Raw genomic sequence first — 16,684 nt, 5'->3', positions numbered from 1 at the left:
CGGTGCGGTCGGATGCGTCAGGATCGGGCCTCATGGACCTGCTGAACACGCTGGTGGACAAGGGGCTTCGGCGCGAGCTGCCGACCCGTGACGAGGCACTGGCCGTGCTGGCCACCTCCGACGACGAACTCCTCGATGTGGTGGCCGCGGCCGGCAAGGTACGGCGGCAGTGGTTCGGCCGACGGGTGAAGCTCAACTACCTCGTCAACCTGAAGTCGGGCCTGTGTCCCGAGGACTGCTCCTACTGCTCGCAGCGACTCGGCTCGAAGGCCGGGATCCTCAAGTACACGTGGCTGAAGCCCGACCAGGCCTCCGAGGCCGCGGCGGCGGGGCTGGCGGGCGGCGCCAAGCGGGTCTGCCTGGTGGCGAGCGGACGCGGTCCCACCGACCGTGACGTCGACCGGGTCTCGGACACCATCAAGGCGATCAAGGACCGGAACGAGGGGGTCGAGGTCTGCGCCTGCCTCGGGCTCCTGTCGGACGGCCAGGCCGAGCGGCTGCGCGAGGCCGGCGCGGACGCCTACAACCACAACCTCAACACGTCCGAAGGGACGTACGGGGACATCACCACCACCCACACGTACGCCGACCGGGTGGACACCGTGCAGAAGGCGCACGCGGCGGGTCTGTCCGCCTGTTCCGGTCTGATCGCCGGCATGGGCGAGAGCGACGAGGACCTCGTCGACGTCGTGTACGCCCTGCGGGCACTCGACCCGGACTCGGTCCCGGTCAACTTCCTGATCCCGTTCGAGGGCACCCCGCTCGCCAAGGAGTGGAACCTCACCCCGCAGCGGTGTCTGCGCATCCTCGCGATGGTCCGGTTCGTCTGCCCGGACGCCGAGGTGCGGATCGCGGGCGGGCGAGAGGTCCATCTGCGGACGATGCAGCCCCTCGCCCTGCACCTCGCCAACTCGATCTTCCTCGGTGACTACCTCACCAGCGAGGGCCAGGCGGGCAGGGCGGACCTGGACATGATCGCGGACGCCGGGTTCGAGGTGGAGGGCACGGGCGAGGTGACGCTCCCGGAGCACCGGGTGCCCGCGCACGGGGAGGCGGGGTGCGGCTCGCACGCCGGCCCGGCCGGATGCGGCTCGCACGAGGGCGGCGGCTGCGGGCCCTGCGGCCCGGACGCCGAGGAGAAGGTTCCGCAGGAGCCGGTGCGGGAGGCCGCGCGGGCCTCCGAAGCGCGTACGGACCTGGTCACGGTACGCCGCCGGGGCGCCGGAACGGACCTCGCGCCCAATGCCTGACCTGCTCCCGCCCGACCCCGCCGTGCGCGAGCTGCCCGACTCCGCCGTGCGCGAGCTGCTCGACCTCGACCGGCGGCACGTCTGGCATCCGTACGGGCCCATGCCCGGCCGCCGGGAGCCGCTGGTCGTGGAGTCGGCGAGCGGGGTGCGGCTGCGGCTGGCCGGCGGGGGCGGCGAGCTGATCGACGGCATGTCGTCGTGGTGGTCGGCGATCCACGGCTACAACCACCCGGCGCTCAATGAGGCGGCCCGCGACCAGCTCGGCCGGATGAGCCACGTGATGTTCGGCGGGCTCACGCACGAGCCGGCCGTACGCCTGGCGAAACGCCTTGTCGACATGTCGCCCGAAGGTCTGGAGCACGTCTTCCTGGCCGACTCCGGGTCGGTGTCCGTCGAGGTCGCGGTCAAGATGTGCCTCCAGCACTGGCGTTCGCTCGGCCGCCCCGGCAAGCAGCGCCTGCTGACCTGGCGCGGCGGCTACCACGGCGACACCTGGCAGCCGATGTCGGTGTGCGATCCCGAGGGCGGGATGCACGAGCTGTGGCAGGGCGTGCTCCAGCGCCAGGTCTTCGCCGACGCGCCCCCGGCCGCGTACGAGGAGTCGTACGCCGACCGTCTGCGGGCGCTGATCGGGCGGCACGCGGACGAGCTGGCCGCGGTGATCGTGGAGCCGGTGGTGCAGGGCGCCGGCGGGATGCGGTTCCACTCCCCCGCGTATCTGCGGGTGTTGCGCGAGGCGTGCGACGCCCATGACGTGCTGCTCGTGTTCGACGAGATCGCGACGGGCTTCGGGCGGACCGGGACGTTGTTCGCGGCGGAGCACGCGGGGGTGACGCCGGACGTGATGTGCGTGGGCAAGGCCCTGACCGGCGGATATCTGACGATGGCGGCGACGCTGTGCACTTCACGGGTCGCGGAGGGCATCTCACGGGGCGAGGTGCCGGTCCTCGCCCACGGCCCGACCTTCATGGGCAACCCGCTCGCCGCCGCCGTGGCCTGCGCCTCGATCGACCTCCTGCTCGGCCAGGACTGGCGGACCGAGGTCAAGCGCATCGAGGCGGGGCTGCGGGACGGCCTGGCGCCGGCGGCGGAACTGCCCGGTGTCCGGGACGTACGCGTCCTCGGGGCCATCGGGGTGGTGCAGCTGGACCACGGGATCGACATGGCGGCGGCGACCGGGGCGGCGGTGCGCGAGGGCGTGTGGCTGCGGCCGTTCCGGGACCTCGTGTACACGATGCCGCCGTACGTCACCGGGGACGCCGACCTGGCGCGGATCACGGCGGCCGTGTGCGCGGCCGCCCGGGAGGGCTGACATGACGGTACTGGTGATCACGGGGACGGGCACGGAGGTCGGCAAGACCGTCGCGACGGCCGCGGTGGCCGCGGCGGCCGCCGCGGCCGGGCGGTCGGTGGCCGTGCTCAAGCCCGCGCAGACGGGTCTGCTGCCCGGGGAGCGCGGGGACGCCGACGAGGTGGCGCGGCTCGCGGGAGCGGTCACGGCCGTCGAACTCGCCCGCTATCCCGAGCCGTTGGCCCCGGCCACGGCGGCCCGGCGGTCCGGACTCGCGCCGGTGCGGCCCGAGGAGGTGGCGAAGGCGGCGGCCGAGCTGGCCGCCGGTCACGACCTCGTCCTGGTGGAGGGCGCGGGCGGCCTGCTCGTACGCTTCACCGACGAGGGCGACACCCTCGCGGACGCCGCCCGTCTCCTGGACGCACCGGTGCTCCTGGTCGCCTCCGCCGGCCTGGGCACGCTCAACACCACGGAACTGACCGCCCGCGAGCTGCGCCTGCGGCGGCTGGACCTGCTCGGCGTCGTCATCGGCAGCTGGCCGGACGGACCGGACCTGGCGGCACGCTGCAACCTGGCGGATCTCCCGGCGGTGGCGGACGCACCGCTCCTGGGCGCGCTCCCCGAGGGTGCGGGCGCCCTGCGGCCCGCCGATTTCCGGTACGCGGCCACCGGTTGGCTCGCCCCGCGCCTCGGGGGAACCTGGGACGCGAAGGCGTTCACGGCTGAGCGACAGGCCCCCTGAGGGACGCGGGAAACTGCGCGACAAGCCCCCACCGCCCCGCCGACGGACGGCCCCGGCCCACTCAGTCCTCCGCCGCGGCCAGCAACCGCACCAACTCGATCCGCGACCGTATCCCGAGCCGGTTGAACACACCCCGCAGGTGATGGTCGATGGTGCGCGGGCTGAGCAGCAGCCGCGACGCGATCTCCCGGTTGGTCGCCCCCTCGGCAGCCATCCGCGCCACCGTGAGCTGCTGCGAGGTCAGCGTCCCGGCCGTGCCGGGCGCACCGGCCGAGGACCGGACCGGCTCGCCCAGCGCCCGCAGTTCCGCCCGGGCCTCGGCCGCGCAGTGCGGCGACCCGAAGTGCTCGAAGGCCTCCAGGGCGCTGTGCAGCCGGTCGCGCGCCTCCGTCCGCCTGCGCAGCCGCCGCAGCGCGCCGCCGAACAGCAGCTCCGTACGGGCGCGCTCGAAGTCACGGGTGCCGCCCGCGTGGAGGTCGAGGGCCGTCCGGTAGTGGTCGGCGGCCTCGTGCCCGGTGGCCAGCAGGGCCCGGCACCGCGCGCTCAGCGCGAGGTCGTCCGCGCTGCGCACCACGCTCGCCCAGCGCTCGTAGTCGGCGTGGGCGCTGCGTGCGACCCGGGTGTCGCCGGTGCGGACGGCGGCCTCCACGTAGTGCGGGATGGCGCAGTGGCGGATGACCCGGTGGCCGTGCCCGGGGCCGAATCCGGCGAGGGCGCGCAGCCGGGACGCGGAGGCCGCGTAACGCCCCGTGCTGAGGTCGAGGAAGGCGAGCGCCCACAGGGCGAGGGCGGCCGGCAGCCCGAGGCCGCGCTCCAGGGCCTGCGTGCGGGCCAGCGCGGCGCGCGCCCGGCAGAGCTCCTGGTCGCCGGTGACGGCCGCGAACACGGCGAGGGCGGCCTGCAGATGGCAGGCGCCGTTGTCCTGTCCGGTGGCGTACGCCTGTCGCAGGGCCTCCAGTGCGGCGGCTCCGGCGGACCGGGGGCGCCCGGTCCAGAACTCGGCGTACGCCCCGAACTCCATGGCCTGCGGCACGGCCGCGGGCTCGTTCGCGGCCCGTGCCGCGGCGGCTGCCCGGACGGCCGCCGCCGCGGCGCGGGTGTGGTCGCCCAGCAGCAGCGCGGCGATGCAGGAGTGGATCAGTACGGTGGGGCCGGCGCCCGGTCCACGGCGGTCGGCCGCCGTCCGCAGCAGGTCGCGGGCGTCCTCGTACCGTCCCTCGGAGGCCGCGACCAGTCCCCCGAGGGTGCCCGGCTGCGCGATGCCGAACCGGGCGGCGACGGCCGCAGCCTCGCGGCAGCGGCGCAGGTCACCGGTGTAGAGCGCGGCTTCGGTGGCACGTGCCACCAGGTGCGTGGCGGTGTCGGGCCCGGCCGTCCGGACGCCCGCGGCGGCCGGCCGTCCCGCCACGTCGCGCCGCACGGCGTGCTCGGCGTCATGCCGCACCGCGTGCTCCGCGCCGGGTTCCGCGCCGCGCCCGGCACTGCGTACCGCTCCTGTGAGCAGCGCGTCGAACGCCTCCGTGGCGTTCCCCGCGCGTAGAGCGAGCAGTCCGCCGAGCCCTTCGACGTCCCGGTCGGCGTGGGCGGCCAGCCGACGGGCCCGGTCGCCGTCGCCGGAGCGCCACGCGTCGGCGGCGGCGCGGGCCAGCAGACGCGGGCGTTCGCGCGGGTCGGGGGTCAGCGCGGCGGCCCGTTCGAGGAGCGCGCAGGCCAGCGCGTGTTCCCCGGCGGCGCGCGCCTCGTGCGCCGTGACGCGCAGTTCGGCGGCGAGGCGCCGGCTGGGGCCGAGCGCGGCGGCGGCCCGGTGCCAGGACCTGCGGGGCGCCTCGCCCTCGCCGCGCAGGACCCGGGCCAGCAGGCGGTGCGCCGCGCGCCGGTCCGCGGCGGACGCGGTCTCGTAGGCGGCGACACGCGTCCAGGGGTCCCGGAACACGACGCCCGCGGACGTCGTACGCGCCAGCCCGGCCGCCTCCGCGTCGTCGAGGGAGCGGGCGTCCAGCCGGAGCGCGGCCACGGCCCGCCCGTAGGCGTGCGCGGCGAACGGGTGCTGGTCGGCGGCGGCGATCAGCAGCAGGCGGCGGGTGTCCGGCGCGAGCGGGCGGAACGCGGGGCGCAGCGAGCGCAGGAGGCCGGGGACCGCGGCGACGGGGTCGGCGGGCAGCGGTTCGAGGCCGGTGCGCTGACGTTCGCCGAGGACAGCGGCGAGTTCCGCCGCGGCGAGCGGATCGCCGTGCACGGCACACAGCACCCGTACCCGGACGCCCTCGGACAACGGCGTTCGCGCGTACGCGTGCGGCGCGTCGTCCGGTGGTCCCGAAGCGTTCATCAAGGGCGGTGGCGAAGGGTGCGACAGAGGTGGGGGGTTCACCGGAGTCACCACGTCCTTCACGTTACTGGCGGGTCAAGTGGCGCGTAAAGACCGGCGGTCGCACCGATGTGGCGCGCGTAGATCCCGCCGAAATCCGCGTGACGGGACCCGCGGGGCCGCGGACGGGTGAACGGGGCGCTGCCGGGGGACAATCGCGGTAGGTCCACGCCCCGAGGGGAGACCGCATGCGACCGCTCGGTTCCAGGAGCGCAGGAAGCGGCAGGAACGCCGGGAGCGCCCGGAGCGCCCAGGCCGGCGCGCTGTCCCCAACCGCGGTGCACCATCCGCTGTTCGCCCGGTTCTACGCCCGGCTCAGTGTGGCGGCCGAGCCGGCGATCGGCGTCCACCGCGACGAGCTGCTCGCCGGGCTCTGCGGCCGGGTCATCGAGATCGGCGCGGGCAACGGGCTGAACTTCGCGCACTGTCCGGGCACGGTCTCGGAGGTCGTCGCGATCGAACCGGAGCGCCGGCTGCGGCAGTTGGCCGTGACCGCGGCCCTGCGCTCCGAGGTGCCGGTCGACGTGGTGCCGGGGGTCGCGGAGGCCCTGCCGGTCAAGAGCGAGGCGTTCGACGCGGCCGTCGTGTCCCTGGTGCTGTGCAGCGTACGGGACCTGCCGCGGGCCCTCGCCGAGATCCGTCGCGTCCTGCGCCCGGGCGGTGAGCTGCGCTTCTTCGAACACGGCCGGGGCGGTGGCCGTGCGATGGCGGCCGGCCAGCGCGTCCTGGACCGCACGGTGTGGCCGGCGCTGTTCGGCGGCTGCCATGTGAGCCGGGACCCGGTCGGCGCGATCCGGGACGCGGGGTACGAGCTCGGGCCCCACCGGCGGCTGCTGGTGCCCGACAAGGGGCCGAGGACGCCGAGTTCGTACTGCGTGCTGGGCACGGCCCGCCGCCCGGCGGCCTCCTGAGGCCGCGTCCTCGGCGTCTGCGACGGCGCCCCCCGGCGCCCCCGGCGCGCCGCGGGGCCTCAGCGCCTCACCCGGTCCACCGGGTGCACCAGGTGCACCGGCGCAGCTCGCGCGCGACGGCCATGGCGTACGTCGCGTACGTGGCGTCCATCGCGTCCGTGGCGTCCATCGCGTCCGTGGCGTCCATCGCGTCCATCGCGTCCATCGCGTTCGAGCGTTTCAGCGTCCCGGCGCCGGGACGTGCAGCAGGACCTGGAGCAGCGCGGCGGCGCGGTCGTGCGGGCGCGCCCTCTCCTCGGCCGGCGCCCCGGGTGCCGTCGGCGCACTCCCTTAAGGGTGCCCCTTACATGGACCCCGAGATAACCGACCTGTGGCGGAGGGCACCCGGGACTTCGGGGGGATACCGGACGTGCCCCGGGTCACACTAGGCTCGCCCGCGGACACCGAAGTCCGACCCAGGGGAGGCGGCCTTGCCCACAGCAGCTGCGGAGCACGCCCTCGGGCGCACGGACGCCGAAGAGGTGGCGGCCCGCGCCCGGGGACTGACGAAGGCGTACGGATCGGGTGAGACGGCCGTGATCGCCCTCGACTCGGTCGACGTGGACATCGCGCGCGGCCGCTTCACGGCGGTCATGGGCCCCTCCGGTTCCGGGAAGTCCACCCTGATGCACTGCCTGGCGGGGCTCGACAACGTCTCGGCCGGACAGGTGTGGCTGGGCGACACCGAGATCACCGGGCTGAAGGAGCGCGAGCTGACCCGGCTGCGACGGGACCGGATCGGTTTCATGTTCCAGTCGTTCAACCTGATCCCGACCCTGAACGCGGCGGAGAACATCACGCTGCCCATGGACATCGCGGGAAAGAAGCCCGACGAGAAGTGGCTGGACCAGGTCGTCGACCAGCTCGGTCTGCGCGACCGCCTCAAGCACCGGCCCGCGCAGCTCTCCGGCGGTCAGCAGCAGCGGGTGGCCTGTGCCCGGGCACTCGCCTCGCGTCCCGAGCTGATCTTCGCGGACGAGCCGACCGGCAACCTCGACTCGCGCGCGGGCCTGGAGGTCCTCGGCTTCCTGCGGGACGCCGTCGACGAGCTGGGGCAGACCGTCGTCATGGTCACCCACGATCCGGGCGCGGCGGCCCACGCCGACCTGGTCCTCTTCCTCGGGGACGGGCGGATCGTGGACGAGATGGCCCGGCCCACCGCCGAGGCGGTGCTGGAGCGCATGAAGAGGTTCGACACCATCCGCGGGACGTTCGAGGAGGACGCGTCCTCGGACCAGGAGAGCGCACCCGACCACAAGAGCGTCCTCGACAAGGACACCGCCCCCGACCGGGACTGAGGCAGACAGTCGTGCTGAAGGCGACACTCCGGAGTTTCCTCGCCCACAAGGGCCGGCTGCTGCTCTCGGCGCTGGCCGTCGTCCTGTCCGTGGCGTTCGTCGCGGGCAGCCTGATCTTCTCGGACACCGTCAGCCGTACGTTCGACCGCCTCTTCGCGTCCACGTCGGCCGACGTGACCCTGGGCCCCAAGGACGACGACCTGGAGGGGGACATCCCCTCCGGCGCCGTCGAAACGGTGCCCACGAGCCTCGTGGAGCGCATCGGCAGGATCGACGGGGTCGCCCTCTCGCGGCCGGACGTGTCCGTCGAGAACGTCACCGTCGTCGACCGGGACAACGAGTCGGTGGGCCCGACCACGGGCGCCCCCACCGTGGCGGGCGACTGGTTCGTCACCGACCGCAGCCCCGTGCGGCTGACCTCGGGGCACGCCCCGCACGGTCCCGGCGAGGCGCTCCTCGACGCGGACACCGCCGACAAGAAGCACGTGGACATCGGCGACCCGCTGACCGTGATCGCGCAGCCCGGGTCGTTCGAGGTGGAGGTCGTCGGCATCGCGACCTTCCGGACCACCAATCCAGGCGCCGCGCTCGTCTTCCTCGACCCGGCCGTCGCGCCGGACAAGCTGCTGGGCCGGCCGGGGGTGGCCACCAGCATCCAGGTGGACGCCGCCGAGGGCGTGAGCGACGAACAGCTCAAGCAGCGCATCGCCGCCGAGGTCGGCGCGGACAGGTACGAGCTGGAGACGGCCGACGAGCAGGCCGAGACGGCCGCGTCCCAGCTCGGCGGGTTCCTCGACGTCATCAAGTACGTGATGCTCGGCTTCGCCGGGATCGCGGTGCTCGTCGGAGTCTTCCTGATCGTCAACACCTTCTCGATGCTGATCGCCCAGCGGACACGCGAGCTGGGACTGCTGCGCGCGCTCGGCGCCGACCGCAGGCAGGTGCGCCGCTCCGTGCTCACCGAGGCGGTCCTGCTGGGCCTGGTGGGCTCGACGCTCGGCCTGGCCGCGGGCGCGGGGCTCGCGGTCGGGCTCATCGAGCTCATGGGTGTGTTCGGCATGAACCTGAAGAGCACCGAAATGGTCATCGGGTGGGGGACGCCCGTCGCGTCGTACGTCGTCGGCGTGGGCGTCACCTTCGTCGCGGCGTACCTTCCGGCCCGCCGGGCCGCCACGGTGTCGCCGATGGCCGCGCTGGCGGACGCCGAGATCGCCGGTGTGGGGCGGCCGTTGCGGACCCGGGCCGTCGTGGGCTCGGTGGTCGGCGCCCTGGGCACCGCCGCGCTCGTGGGCTGCGCGACGGCGACCCGGACCTCGTCCGCCTCCTCCCTTCTCGGTCTCGGTGTGGTCCTCACCCTCCTCGCGACGGTGATCGCGGGGCCGCTGCTGGTCCGTCCGGTGATCCGGGTCCTCGGCGGGTTCTTCCCCGCCGTGTTCGGGTCGGTCGGCCGGATGAGCCAGCGCAACGCGCTGCGCAACCCGCGCCGCACGGGCGCCACCGCGGCGGCGCTGATGGTGGGGATCGCCCTGGTCGGCGGGATGTCCGTGGCGAGCGCGTCCATGACCAAGTCCTTCGACCAGCAGATCGACAGGACACTGGGCGCCGACTTCGTGGTGCAGAACGCCAACTTCATGCCGTTCCCGCAGGAGATCACCGAGAAGGTGCAGGGCACGGACGGCGCGGGACTCGTCGTGCGGCAGCGGTTCGCGCCGGTCGCCGTCCGGCTGCCGGACGGCGACCGGGTCGAGACGACCGCCTCGGGCTACGGCCCGGACCTCGACGACGTCGCCCGCATCACCTACGCCGAGGGGGACACGGCCGCCGCGCTCGGGGACGGGAACATCGCCATGGACGCCGGTTTCGCCGCGGACCACGACGTGCGCCTCGGCAGCACGGTCCCCGTCGAGTTCCCTGCCGGACGCAGGGCCGGGCTGAAGGTCGCCGCGCTGACCGACCAGGACTCCGCCGAGGGCTTCGGGACACAGGGCGGACTGTTCCTCGGCCTCGCGACCGTCGAGAAGTACGTGCCCGGCGGCCAGGACTCCACGCTGTACGTGAACGCGGCGCCGGGCACCTCCGACGCCGACCTGCGCTCGAACCTCGGCAGGACGCTCGACCCGTATCCGCAGGTGCAGGTGCGCGACCTGGCCGACTACAAGAAGCTGATCCACGACCAGATCGCCGTGCTGCTCTACCTGGTGTACGCCCTGCTGGGGCTCGCCATCGTCATCGCCGTCCTCGGCGTGGTCAACACGCTCGCCCTGTCGGTCGTGGAGCGCACCCGCGAGATCGGGCTGCTGCGCGCGATCGGGCTCGCCCGGCGGCAGCTGCGGCGGATGATCAGACTGGAGTCGGTGGTGATCGCCGTGTTCGGCGCGGTCCTCGGGCTGGCGCTGGGGCTCGTGTGGGGCGTGTGCGTGCAGCAGGTCCTCGCCCTGCAGGGCATGACGGCGTTCGCGATCCCGTGGACCACGCTCGTCGCGGTCGTCGTGGGATCGGCGGTCGTAGGCATCGCGGCCGCGCTGCTGCCGGCCCTGCGCGCGTCGCGCATGAACGTGCTCGCGGCCATCGCACACGAGTGACCTGGCCGGGTGGGGTACGGACGCGCGGGCCCGCGCGTCCGTACCCCACCCGGAACCGGGCCGCTGGACGGGCCTCGGGTCCGCCTGGCGCGGGCCCGGGTGACGCCTGTCCGGGGGACGTGGGCCCGGGGGGTGACGTCTGTCCGGGTGGGTGACGCCTGTCCGGGAGTGACGTCCGTCCTGGAGTGGTGTCCGTCCGGATGATGGAATCCGGTGTCCACGGGCGGTGGCCGTGATGGGATCCGGGCATGACTGATCTCCGGATACGGGCCGCCGCGCCCGGCGACCTCGACGCCGTCCTCGCCTTCTGGCGCACCGCCGCCGAGGGCACCAGCATCAGCGACGACCGGGACGGCGTGGAACGGCTGGTCGGCCGCGACCCCGAGGCCCTGCTCCTGGCCGAGCGGGACGGCGAGCTGGTCGGCACGGTCGTCGCCGGCTTCGACGGCTGGCGCTGCCACCTGTACCGGCTCGCGGTGGCTCCGGCGCGGCGCCGGCAGGGCATCGGCGCGGCGCTCCTGGCGGCGGCCGAGGAACGGTTCGTCCGGCTCGGCGGGCGCCGCGGCGACGCGATGGTGCTGCGCCGCAACGAAACGGCCCACCATGCCTGGCGCGCGGCGGGGTACGCGCCGGAGGAGCACTGGCGGCGCTGGACCAAGCCGCTGGCCGAGTGACCTCAGCCGGGCCGTCACCGGTCCGTCGACCGCAAGGGGCGACACGTCCCCTGGAAAGGTGTGAGCGTCCGCCCATGGACGAGCCCTCCGACAGCCCCGGCACGCGCCGGCCCGGCGTCCCGCCGCGTCGACGCCGCGCGTATCCCCTGTACCTGCCCGACCATGGAACGGAGGTGACCCGATGACCGAAGTGCTCCTCCTCGCCCTGGCGGTGCTGCTCTCGCTGGCCTGCGGCGCCTTCGTCGCGGCCGAGTTCTCGCTGACCACGGTCGAGCGCAGCCAGCTGGAACGGGCCGTCGAGCGCGGCGAGGTCGGCGCGGCGGGCGCCCTCAGAGCCGTACGGAACCTCACCTTCCAGCTCTCCGGCGCCCAGCTCGGCATCACCGTCACCAATCTGGTGGTCGGCATGCTCGCCGAACCGTCCGTCGCCGCACTCATCGCCGGTCCCCTGGAGGCGGCCGGGCTGCCGGACTCCGCGACCTCGTCGGTCTCCCTGGTGATCGGTACGGCCCTGTCGACGGTCTTCCTGATGGTCGTCGGCGAGCTGGTGCCCAAGAACTGGGCGATCTCCTCGCCGCTCGCCGTGGCCAAGCGGGTGGCGACGCCGCAGCGCTGGTTCAGCGCGACGTTCCGGCCGTTCATCTCCCACCTCAACAACACCGCCAACCGGGTGGTACGCCGCTTCGGGATCGAGCCCGCCGAGGAGCTGGCCTCCGCGCGCGGCCCGCAGGAGCTCGTCGCCCTGGCCCGGCACTCCGCGAAGCTCGGCGCCCTGGAGGCGGACACCGCCGAACTGTTCGTGCGCACGCTGAACCTCGCCGACCTCACCGCCGAGAACGTCATGACACCGCGGGTCCAGGTCGTCTCCCTGGACGTCCAGGCGACCTGCGAGGACGTGGCGAACGCGACCCGGGCGACGGGTCTGTCCCGGTTCCCCGTCCACCGCGGCAACCTCGACTCGGTCGTCGGCGTCGCGCACATCAAGGACGTCGTCGGCGTACCGGCCGACCGCAGGGCCCGTACCACCGTGTCGCAGATCATGCGGGAGCCCCTGCTCGTGCCGGAGACGCTGACCGTCGACCGGCTGCTGGACCGGCTGTCCGGCAAGCGGACGATGGCCGTCGTGATCGACGAGTACGGCGGCACCGCCGGGGTCGCCACGCTGGAGGACATCGTCGAGGAGGTCGTCGGCGAGGTGCGTGACGAGCACGACCCGCACGAGACGCCCGACCTGGCCCCGGCCGGCACCGACGACGAGGGCCGCACCCTGTACTCGGCCGACGGCTCCGTCCGCATCGACCGGCTCGCCCTCGTCGGGCTGCGGGCGCCCGACGGGCCGTACGAGACCCTCGCGGGCCTCGTGGCGACGCGGCTCGGGCGCATCCCCGTCGAGGCGGACACGGTCGAGGTCGCCGGGTGGCGGCTGGACGTGGTGGACGCCACGGGACGGCGGGCCGCCCGGGTGCTGATGCGTCCGCCGGGCGCCGAGGACGGCGTGTCCGGGGAAGAAGCGGGATCCGAAGGGGGGCGGGGGCGATGACCGCCGTACAGCTGCTGATCGGTCTGGCGACCCTGGTCGTGAACGCGTTCTTCGTGGCGGCCGAGTTCGCGCTGATCTCCGTGCGCCGCAGCCAGATCGAACCGTACGCGGAGGCCGGCGACCGGCGGGCGCGCGGTGTGGTGTGGGGACTGGAGCACGTGTCCGCGCTGATGGCGGCCGCGCAGCTCGGCATCACGCTGTGCACGCTGGTCCTCGGTGTGGTCGCCGAACCCGCGATCGCGCACCTGCTGGAACCGGTGTTCCACGCGGTGGGGCTGTCGTCCGGCACGGGGCACGCGATCTCGTTCGTGATCGCGCTCGCCGCGGCCACGTACCTGCACATGCTGCTCGGCGAGATGGTGCCGAAGAACATCGCGCTCGCGGAGCCCGTGCGCACGGCCCTGCTGCTCGGTCCGCCGCTGGTCGCCCTGTCGCGGGCGCTGCGGCCGGTGATCTTCACGGTCAACGCGTTCGCCAACGGGCTGCTGAAGCTGCTGCGCGTCGAGGCGCGGGACGAGGTGTCTGCGACCTTCTCCGACACGGAGCTGGCCCGGCTCGTGAAGGACTCCGGCGAGGCGGGGCTCATCGACGACCGCGCGCAGGAGCGGCTGCACGACGCCCTGGAGCTGGGCCGCCGCCCCGTGCGGGACGTGGTGCTGCCGCTGGAACGCGTCGTGCACGCGCGCGTGGGCGTCACTCCCGAGCAGCTGGAGGCGCTGTCCGCCGAGTCGGGCTTCTCCCGCGTCCCCGTCGTGGACGACGGACTGCGCATCGTCGGCTATCTGCACGTCAAGGACGCCCTGGACGCGATGCCGCGCGACCTGCCGTTCCAGCTGCGGGACATGCGGTCCATCGCCCGCGTCCGGGAGAGCACGCCGCTCGACGACGTCCTGACCGCCATGCGGCGCAGCCGTACGCACCTGGCGGCGGTGCTCGGCGCGGACGGGCGGCTGGCCGGGCTCGTGACGATGGAGGACGTCCTGAGGGAGCTGTTCGGCCGGCCCGTGTGACGGCCCCACCGGTCACGGGGGCAGACCGGTGGGTATGTGCACGCGCTATCATCTCTGACGCCATGCAGACGAATGCCACCTTCACCAGCCTTGTCGCGGTCGGCGACTCCTTCACCGAGGGCATGTCGGACCTCCTGCCCGACGGGACGTACCGGGGCTGGGCGGATCTCCTCGCGGCCCGGATGGCCGCGCAGACGCCCGGCTTCCGCTACGCCAACCTCGCGGTGCGCGGCAAGCTCATCGGACAGATCGTCGCCGAGCAGGTGGACGTCGCGGTGGCGATGCAGCCCGACGTGATCACGCTGGTCGGCGGGCTCAACGACACCCTGCGGCCCAAGGTCGACATGGTGCGTGTCCGCGGGCTCCTGGAGGAGGCCGTGGAGCGTCTGGCGCCGGCCTGCAAGCAGCTCGTCCTGATGCGCAGCCCCGGCCGGCAGGGTCCGGTCCTGGAGCGCTTCCGTCCGCGTATGGAGGAGCTGTTCGCCTGCATCGACGACCTCGCGTCCCGGCACGGCGCGCTCGTGGTCGACCTCTACGGAGCCCGGTCCCTGAGCGACCCCCGCATGTGGGACGTGGACCGGCTGCACCTGACGGCCGAGGGGCACCGCCGGGTCGCCGAGGCGGTGTGGCAGGCGCTCGGGAACGCGGCGCAGGACGCCGAGTGGCACGCCCCGATGCCGCCGTCCGCGCTGCCCGGCTGGATCGCCCGCCGCACCGCCGACGCGCGCTTCGCCCGCCAGTACCTGCTGCCGTGGATCGGCCGCCGGCTCACCGGCCGCTCGTCCGGCGACGGCCTCCTGCCCAAGCGCCCCCAGCTGCTGCCGTACGAGGAGTACAAGGGGTCCGTGGGGTAGTCCGCCGGACGGGGCGCGGCTGCTTCCCGGAGTCCGTGGAGCGGGGCGCGTACCGGCCCGGCCGTTCCTTCGTAGGTTCCGACGAACGGGCCCGTGGCACCGGTCTGCGGGAACCGCCAGTAGAATCCGTCCACGTGACTGCGCCCGCAAAGCCCCGTATCCCGAACGTCCTCGCCGGCCGCTACGCCTCGGCCGAGCTCGCCACCCTGTGGTCCCCCGAGCAGAAGGTGAAGCTGGAGCGCCGGCTGTGGCTCGCCGTGCTGCGGGCCCAGAAGGACCTCGGGATCGAGGTGCCGGACGCCGCCCTCGCCGACTACGAGCGGGTCCTCGACCAGGTCGACCTGGCCTCGATCGCCGAGCGCGAGAAGGTCACGCGGCACGACGTGAAGGCGCGGATCGAGGAGTTCAACGACCTCGCCGGGCACGAGCACGTCCACAAGGGCATGACGTCGCGCGACCTCACCGAGAACGTGGAGCAGCTGCAGATCCGGCTCTCCCTGGAGCTGGTGCGCGACCGCACGGTCGCCGTCCTCGCGCGCCTGGGGAAGCTCGCGGGCGAGTACGGCGAGCTGGTCATGGCGGGCCGCTCGCACAACGTGGCGGCGCAGGCGACCACCCTCGGCAAGCGGTTCGCGACCGCCGCCGACGAGCTGCTCGTCGCGCACGGCCGGGTCGAGGAACTGCTCGCCCGCTACCCGCTGCGCGGCATCAAGGGTCCGGTGGGCACGGCCCAGGACATGCTCGACCTGCTGGGCGGCGACGCGTCGAAGCTCGCCGACCTGGAGCGGCGGATCGCCGGGCACCTCGGCTTCTCGCAGGCGTTCACGTCGGTGGGCCAGGTCTATCCGCGCTCGCTGGACTACGAGGTCGTCACCGCACTGGTCCAGCTGGCCGCCGCCCCCTCGTCCACCGCCAAGACCATCCGGCTGATGGCCGGGCACGAGCTGGTGACCGAGGGCTTCAAGCCCGGCCAGGTCGGCTCCTCGGCCATGCCGCACAAGATGAACACCCGCTCCTGCGAGCGCGTCAACGGCCTGATGGTGATCCTGCGCGGCTACGCCTCGATGACCGGCGAGCTGGCGGGCGACCAGTGGAACGAGGGCGACGTGTCCTGCTCGGTGGTGCGCCGGGTCGCGCTGCCCGACGCGTTCTTCGCGCTGGACGGCCTGCTGGAGACCTTCCTCACCGTCCTCGACGAGTTCGGTGCCTTCCCGGCGGTCGTCGCCCGCGAGCTGGACCGCTACCTGCCGTTCCTCGCGACGACCAAGGTGCTGATGGGCGCGGTGCGCGCGGGTGTCGGCCGCGAGGTCGCGCACGAGGCGATCAAGGAGAACGCGGTCGCCTCCGCCCTCGCCATGCGCGAGCAGGGCACCGAGCGCAACGAACTGCTGGACAAGCTCGCCGCGGACGGGCGTATCCCGCTCGACCGCGCGCAGCTCGACGCGCTGATGGCCGACAAGCTGTCCTTCACCGGGGCCGCCGCCGACCAGGTGGCCGTGGTGGTCGCCCGTGTCGAGGAGATCGTGAAGCGGCACCCGGAGGCCGCGGGTTACACGCCGGGGGCGATCCTCTGACGCGGTTCACGCAGGCCGAGCTGGAGGCCGCCCGCGACCGGCTCGTGCCGGACCTCGTCGCGGACGGTCTCCGGGTGCTGTTCTGCGGCATCAACCCCGGCCTGATGACGGCAGCGACGGGCCACCACTTCGCCCGGCCCGGCAACCGCTTCTGGCCGGTCCTGCACCTGTCCGGCTTCACCCCGCGGCAGCTGAAGCCCTCGGAGCAGGGCGAGCTGCTCTCGTACGGGCTCGGCATCACCAACGTGGTGGCGCGGGCCAGCGCCCGGGCCGACGAGATCGGCGCGGACGAGTACCGGGAGGGCGGCCGGCTGCTGGCCGCCAAGGTGGAGCGGCTGCGGCCGCGGTGGCTCGCGGTGGTGGGCGTGACCGCCTACCGGGCGGCCTTCGACGACCGCAAGGCCATGATCGGCCCGCAGGAGCGGACGTTCGGCTCGACGCGGGTGTGGGTGCTGCCCAACCCCAGCGGCCTGAACGCGCACTGGACGGCGGCGACGATGGCGGAGGAGTTCGGGCGGCTGCGCGAGGCCGCGCGGGACTCGCGGGACTGACCC

Annotated in this window: 14 protein-coding genes; 12 read left to right on the top strand and 2 right to left on the bottom strand. The window is 74.0% G+C overall.

Annotation, left to right across the window (positions count from 1 at the left end; translation table 11 throughout):
- Positions 1-32: 32 nt before the first annotated feature.
- Genes bioB through bioD form a run of 3 tightly spaced genes read left to right on the top strand, consistent with a single transcriptional unit; the run spans position 33 to position 3,283 of the window.
- Entirely contained in the window at positions 33-1,250 is a 1,218-nt protein-coding gene (bioB, locus tag QFZ75_RS33840; protein WP_307543046.1) for a biotin synthase BioB, read from the top strand.
- Positions 1,243-2,562 carry an adenosylmethionine--8-amino-7-oxononanoate transaminase gene (locus tag QFZ75_RS33835; protein ID WP_307543044.1) on the top strand — a complete coding sequence of 440 codons (1,320 nt, stop codon included), beginning with the start codon at positions 1,243-1,245 and terminating at the stop codon, positions 2,560-2,562. The genes bioB and QFZ75_RS33835 overlap by 8 nt, the downstream gene beginning before the upstream one ends.
- Position 2,563: 1 nt before the next feature.
- On the top strand, positions 2,564-3,283 hold the full coding sequence (bioD, locus tag QFZ75_RS33830; protein WP_307543043.1) for a dethiobiotin synthase: 720 nt from the start codon (positions 2,564-2,566) through the stop codon (positions 3,281-3,283).
- Positions 3,284-3,344: 61 nt separating this feature from the next.
- Here the strand turns inward: bioD and QFZ75_RS33825 are convergent, their stop codons facing one another.
- The gene (locus QFZ75_RS33825; RefSeq protein ID WP_307543041.1) at positions 3,345-5,609 is read right to left on the bottom strand and encodes a helix-turn-helix transcriptional regulator; all 2,265 of its coding nucleotides are present in this window, start codon (positions 5,607-5,609) and stop codon (positions 3,345-3,347) included.
- A gap of 227 nt (positions 5,610-5,836) precedes the next feature.
- On the opposite strand from QFZ75_RS33825, the gene QFZ75_RS33820 reads away from it, so the two are divergent.
- A complete protein-coding gene (locus QFZ75_RS33820; protein WP_307543039.1) occupies positions 5,837-6,559 on the top strand; it encodes a class I SAM-dependent methyltransferase in 723 nt (240 codons plus the stop codon).
- Between the two features lie 67 nt (positions 6,560-6,626).
- Here QFZ75_RS33820 and QFZ75_RS33815 read toward each other — a convergent pair whose 3' ends face one another.
- The gene (locus QFZ75_RS33815) at positions 6,627-6,764 is read right to left on the bottom strand and encodes a hypothetical protein (RefSeq protein WP_307543037.1); all 138 of its coding nucleotides are present in this window, start codon (positions 6,762-6,764) and stop codon (positions 6,627-6,629) included.
- 265 nt (positions 6,765-7,029) lie between these two features.
- On the opposite strand from QFZ75_RS33815, the gene QFZ75_RS33810 reads away from it, so the two are divergent.
- The 8 genes from QFZ75_RS33810 to mug all read left to right on the top strand — a co-directional run bounded on the left by QFZ75_RS33810 (position 7,030) and on the right by mug (position 16,681).
- Complete coding sequence (locus QFZ75_RS33810; protein WP_307543035.1) at positions 7,030-7,896, top strand: ABC transporter ATP-binding protein; 867 nt, start codon at positions 7,030-7,032, stop codon at positions 7,894-7,896.
- A gap of 11 nt (positions 7,897-7,907) precedes the next feature.
- Positions 7,908-10,478, top strand: a complete 2,571-nt coding sequence (locus tag QFZ75_RS33805; protein WP_307543033.1) for an ABC transporter permease — start codon at positions 7,908-7,910, stop codon at positions 10,476-10,478.
- 248 nt (positions 10,479-10,726) lie between these two features.
- Positions 10,727-11,152: a GNAT family N-acetyltransferase gene (locus QFZ75_RS33800; RefSeq protein WP_307543031.1), complete on the top strand. Its 426-nt coding sequence runs from the start codon at positions 10,727-10,729 to the stop codon at positions 11,150-11,152.
- A gap of 181 nt (positions 11,153-11,333) precedes the next feature.
- On the top strand, positions 11,334-12,692 hold the full coding sequence (locus QFZ75_RS33795) for a hemolysin family protein (protein WP_307543029.1): 1,359 nt from the start codon (positions 11,334-11,336) through the stop codon (positions 12,690-12,692).
- Positions 12,689-13,702, top strand: a complete 1,014-nt coding sequence (locus tag QFZ75_RS33790; protein ID WP_307543027.1) for a hemolysin family protein — start codon at positions 12,689-12,691, stop codon at positions 13,700-13,702. The genes QFZ75_RS33795 and QFZ75_RS33790 overlap by 4 nt, the downstream gene beginning before the upstream one ends.
- A 62-nt stretch (positions 13,703-13,764) precedes the next feature.
- Positions 13,765-14,556 (top strand): SGNH/GDSL hydrolase family protein, encoded by a 792-nt coding sequence (locus tag QFZ75_RS33785; RefSeq protein WP_307543025.1) that lies wholly within the window; start codon positions 13,765-13,767, stop codon positions 14,554-14,556.
- Positions 14,557-14,690: 134 nt separating this feature from the next.
- Complete coding sequence (purB, locus tag QFZ75_RS33780) at positions 14,691-16,130, top strand: adenylosuccinate lyase (RefSeq protein ID WP_307543023.1); 1,440 nt, start codon at positions 14,691-14,693, stop codon at positions 16,128-16,130.
- Positions 16,127-16,681 (top strand): G/U mismatch-specific DNA glycosylase, encoded by a 555-nt coding sequence (gene mug / locus QFZ75_RS33775; RefSeq protein WP_307544966.1) that lies wholly within the window; start codon positions 16,127-16,129, stop codon positions 16,679-16,681. The genes purB and mug overlap by 4 nt, the downstream gene beginning before the upstream one ends.
- Positions 16,682-16,684 lie beyond the last annotated feature (3 nt).

It is taken from the genome of Streptomyces sp. V3I8 (genome assembly GCF_030817535.1).
Lineage (GTDB): Bacteria > Actinomycetota > Actinomycetes > Streptomycetales > Streptomycetaceae > Streptomyces.
The sequence above is the reverse complement of the archived record's forward strand: the minus strand, read 5'-3'. Positions and strand labels throughout refer to the sequence as shown.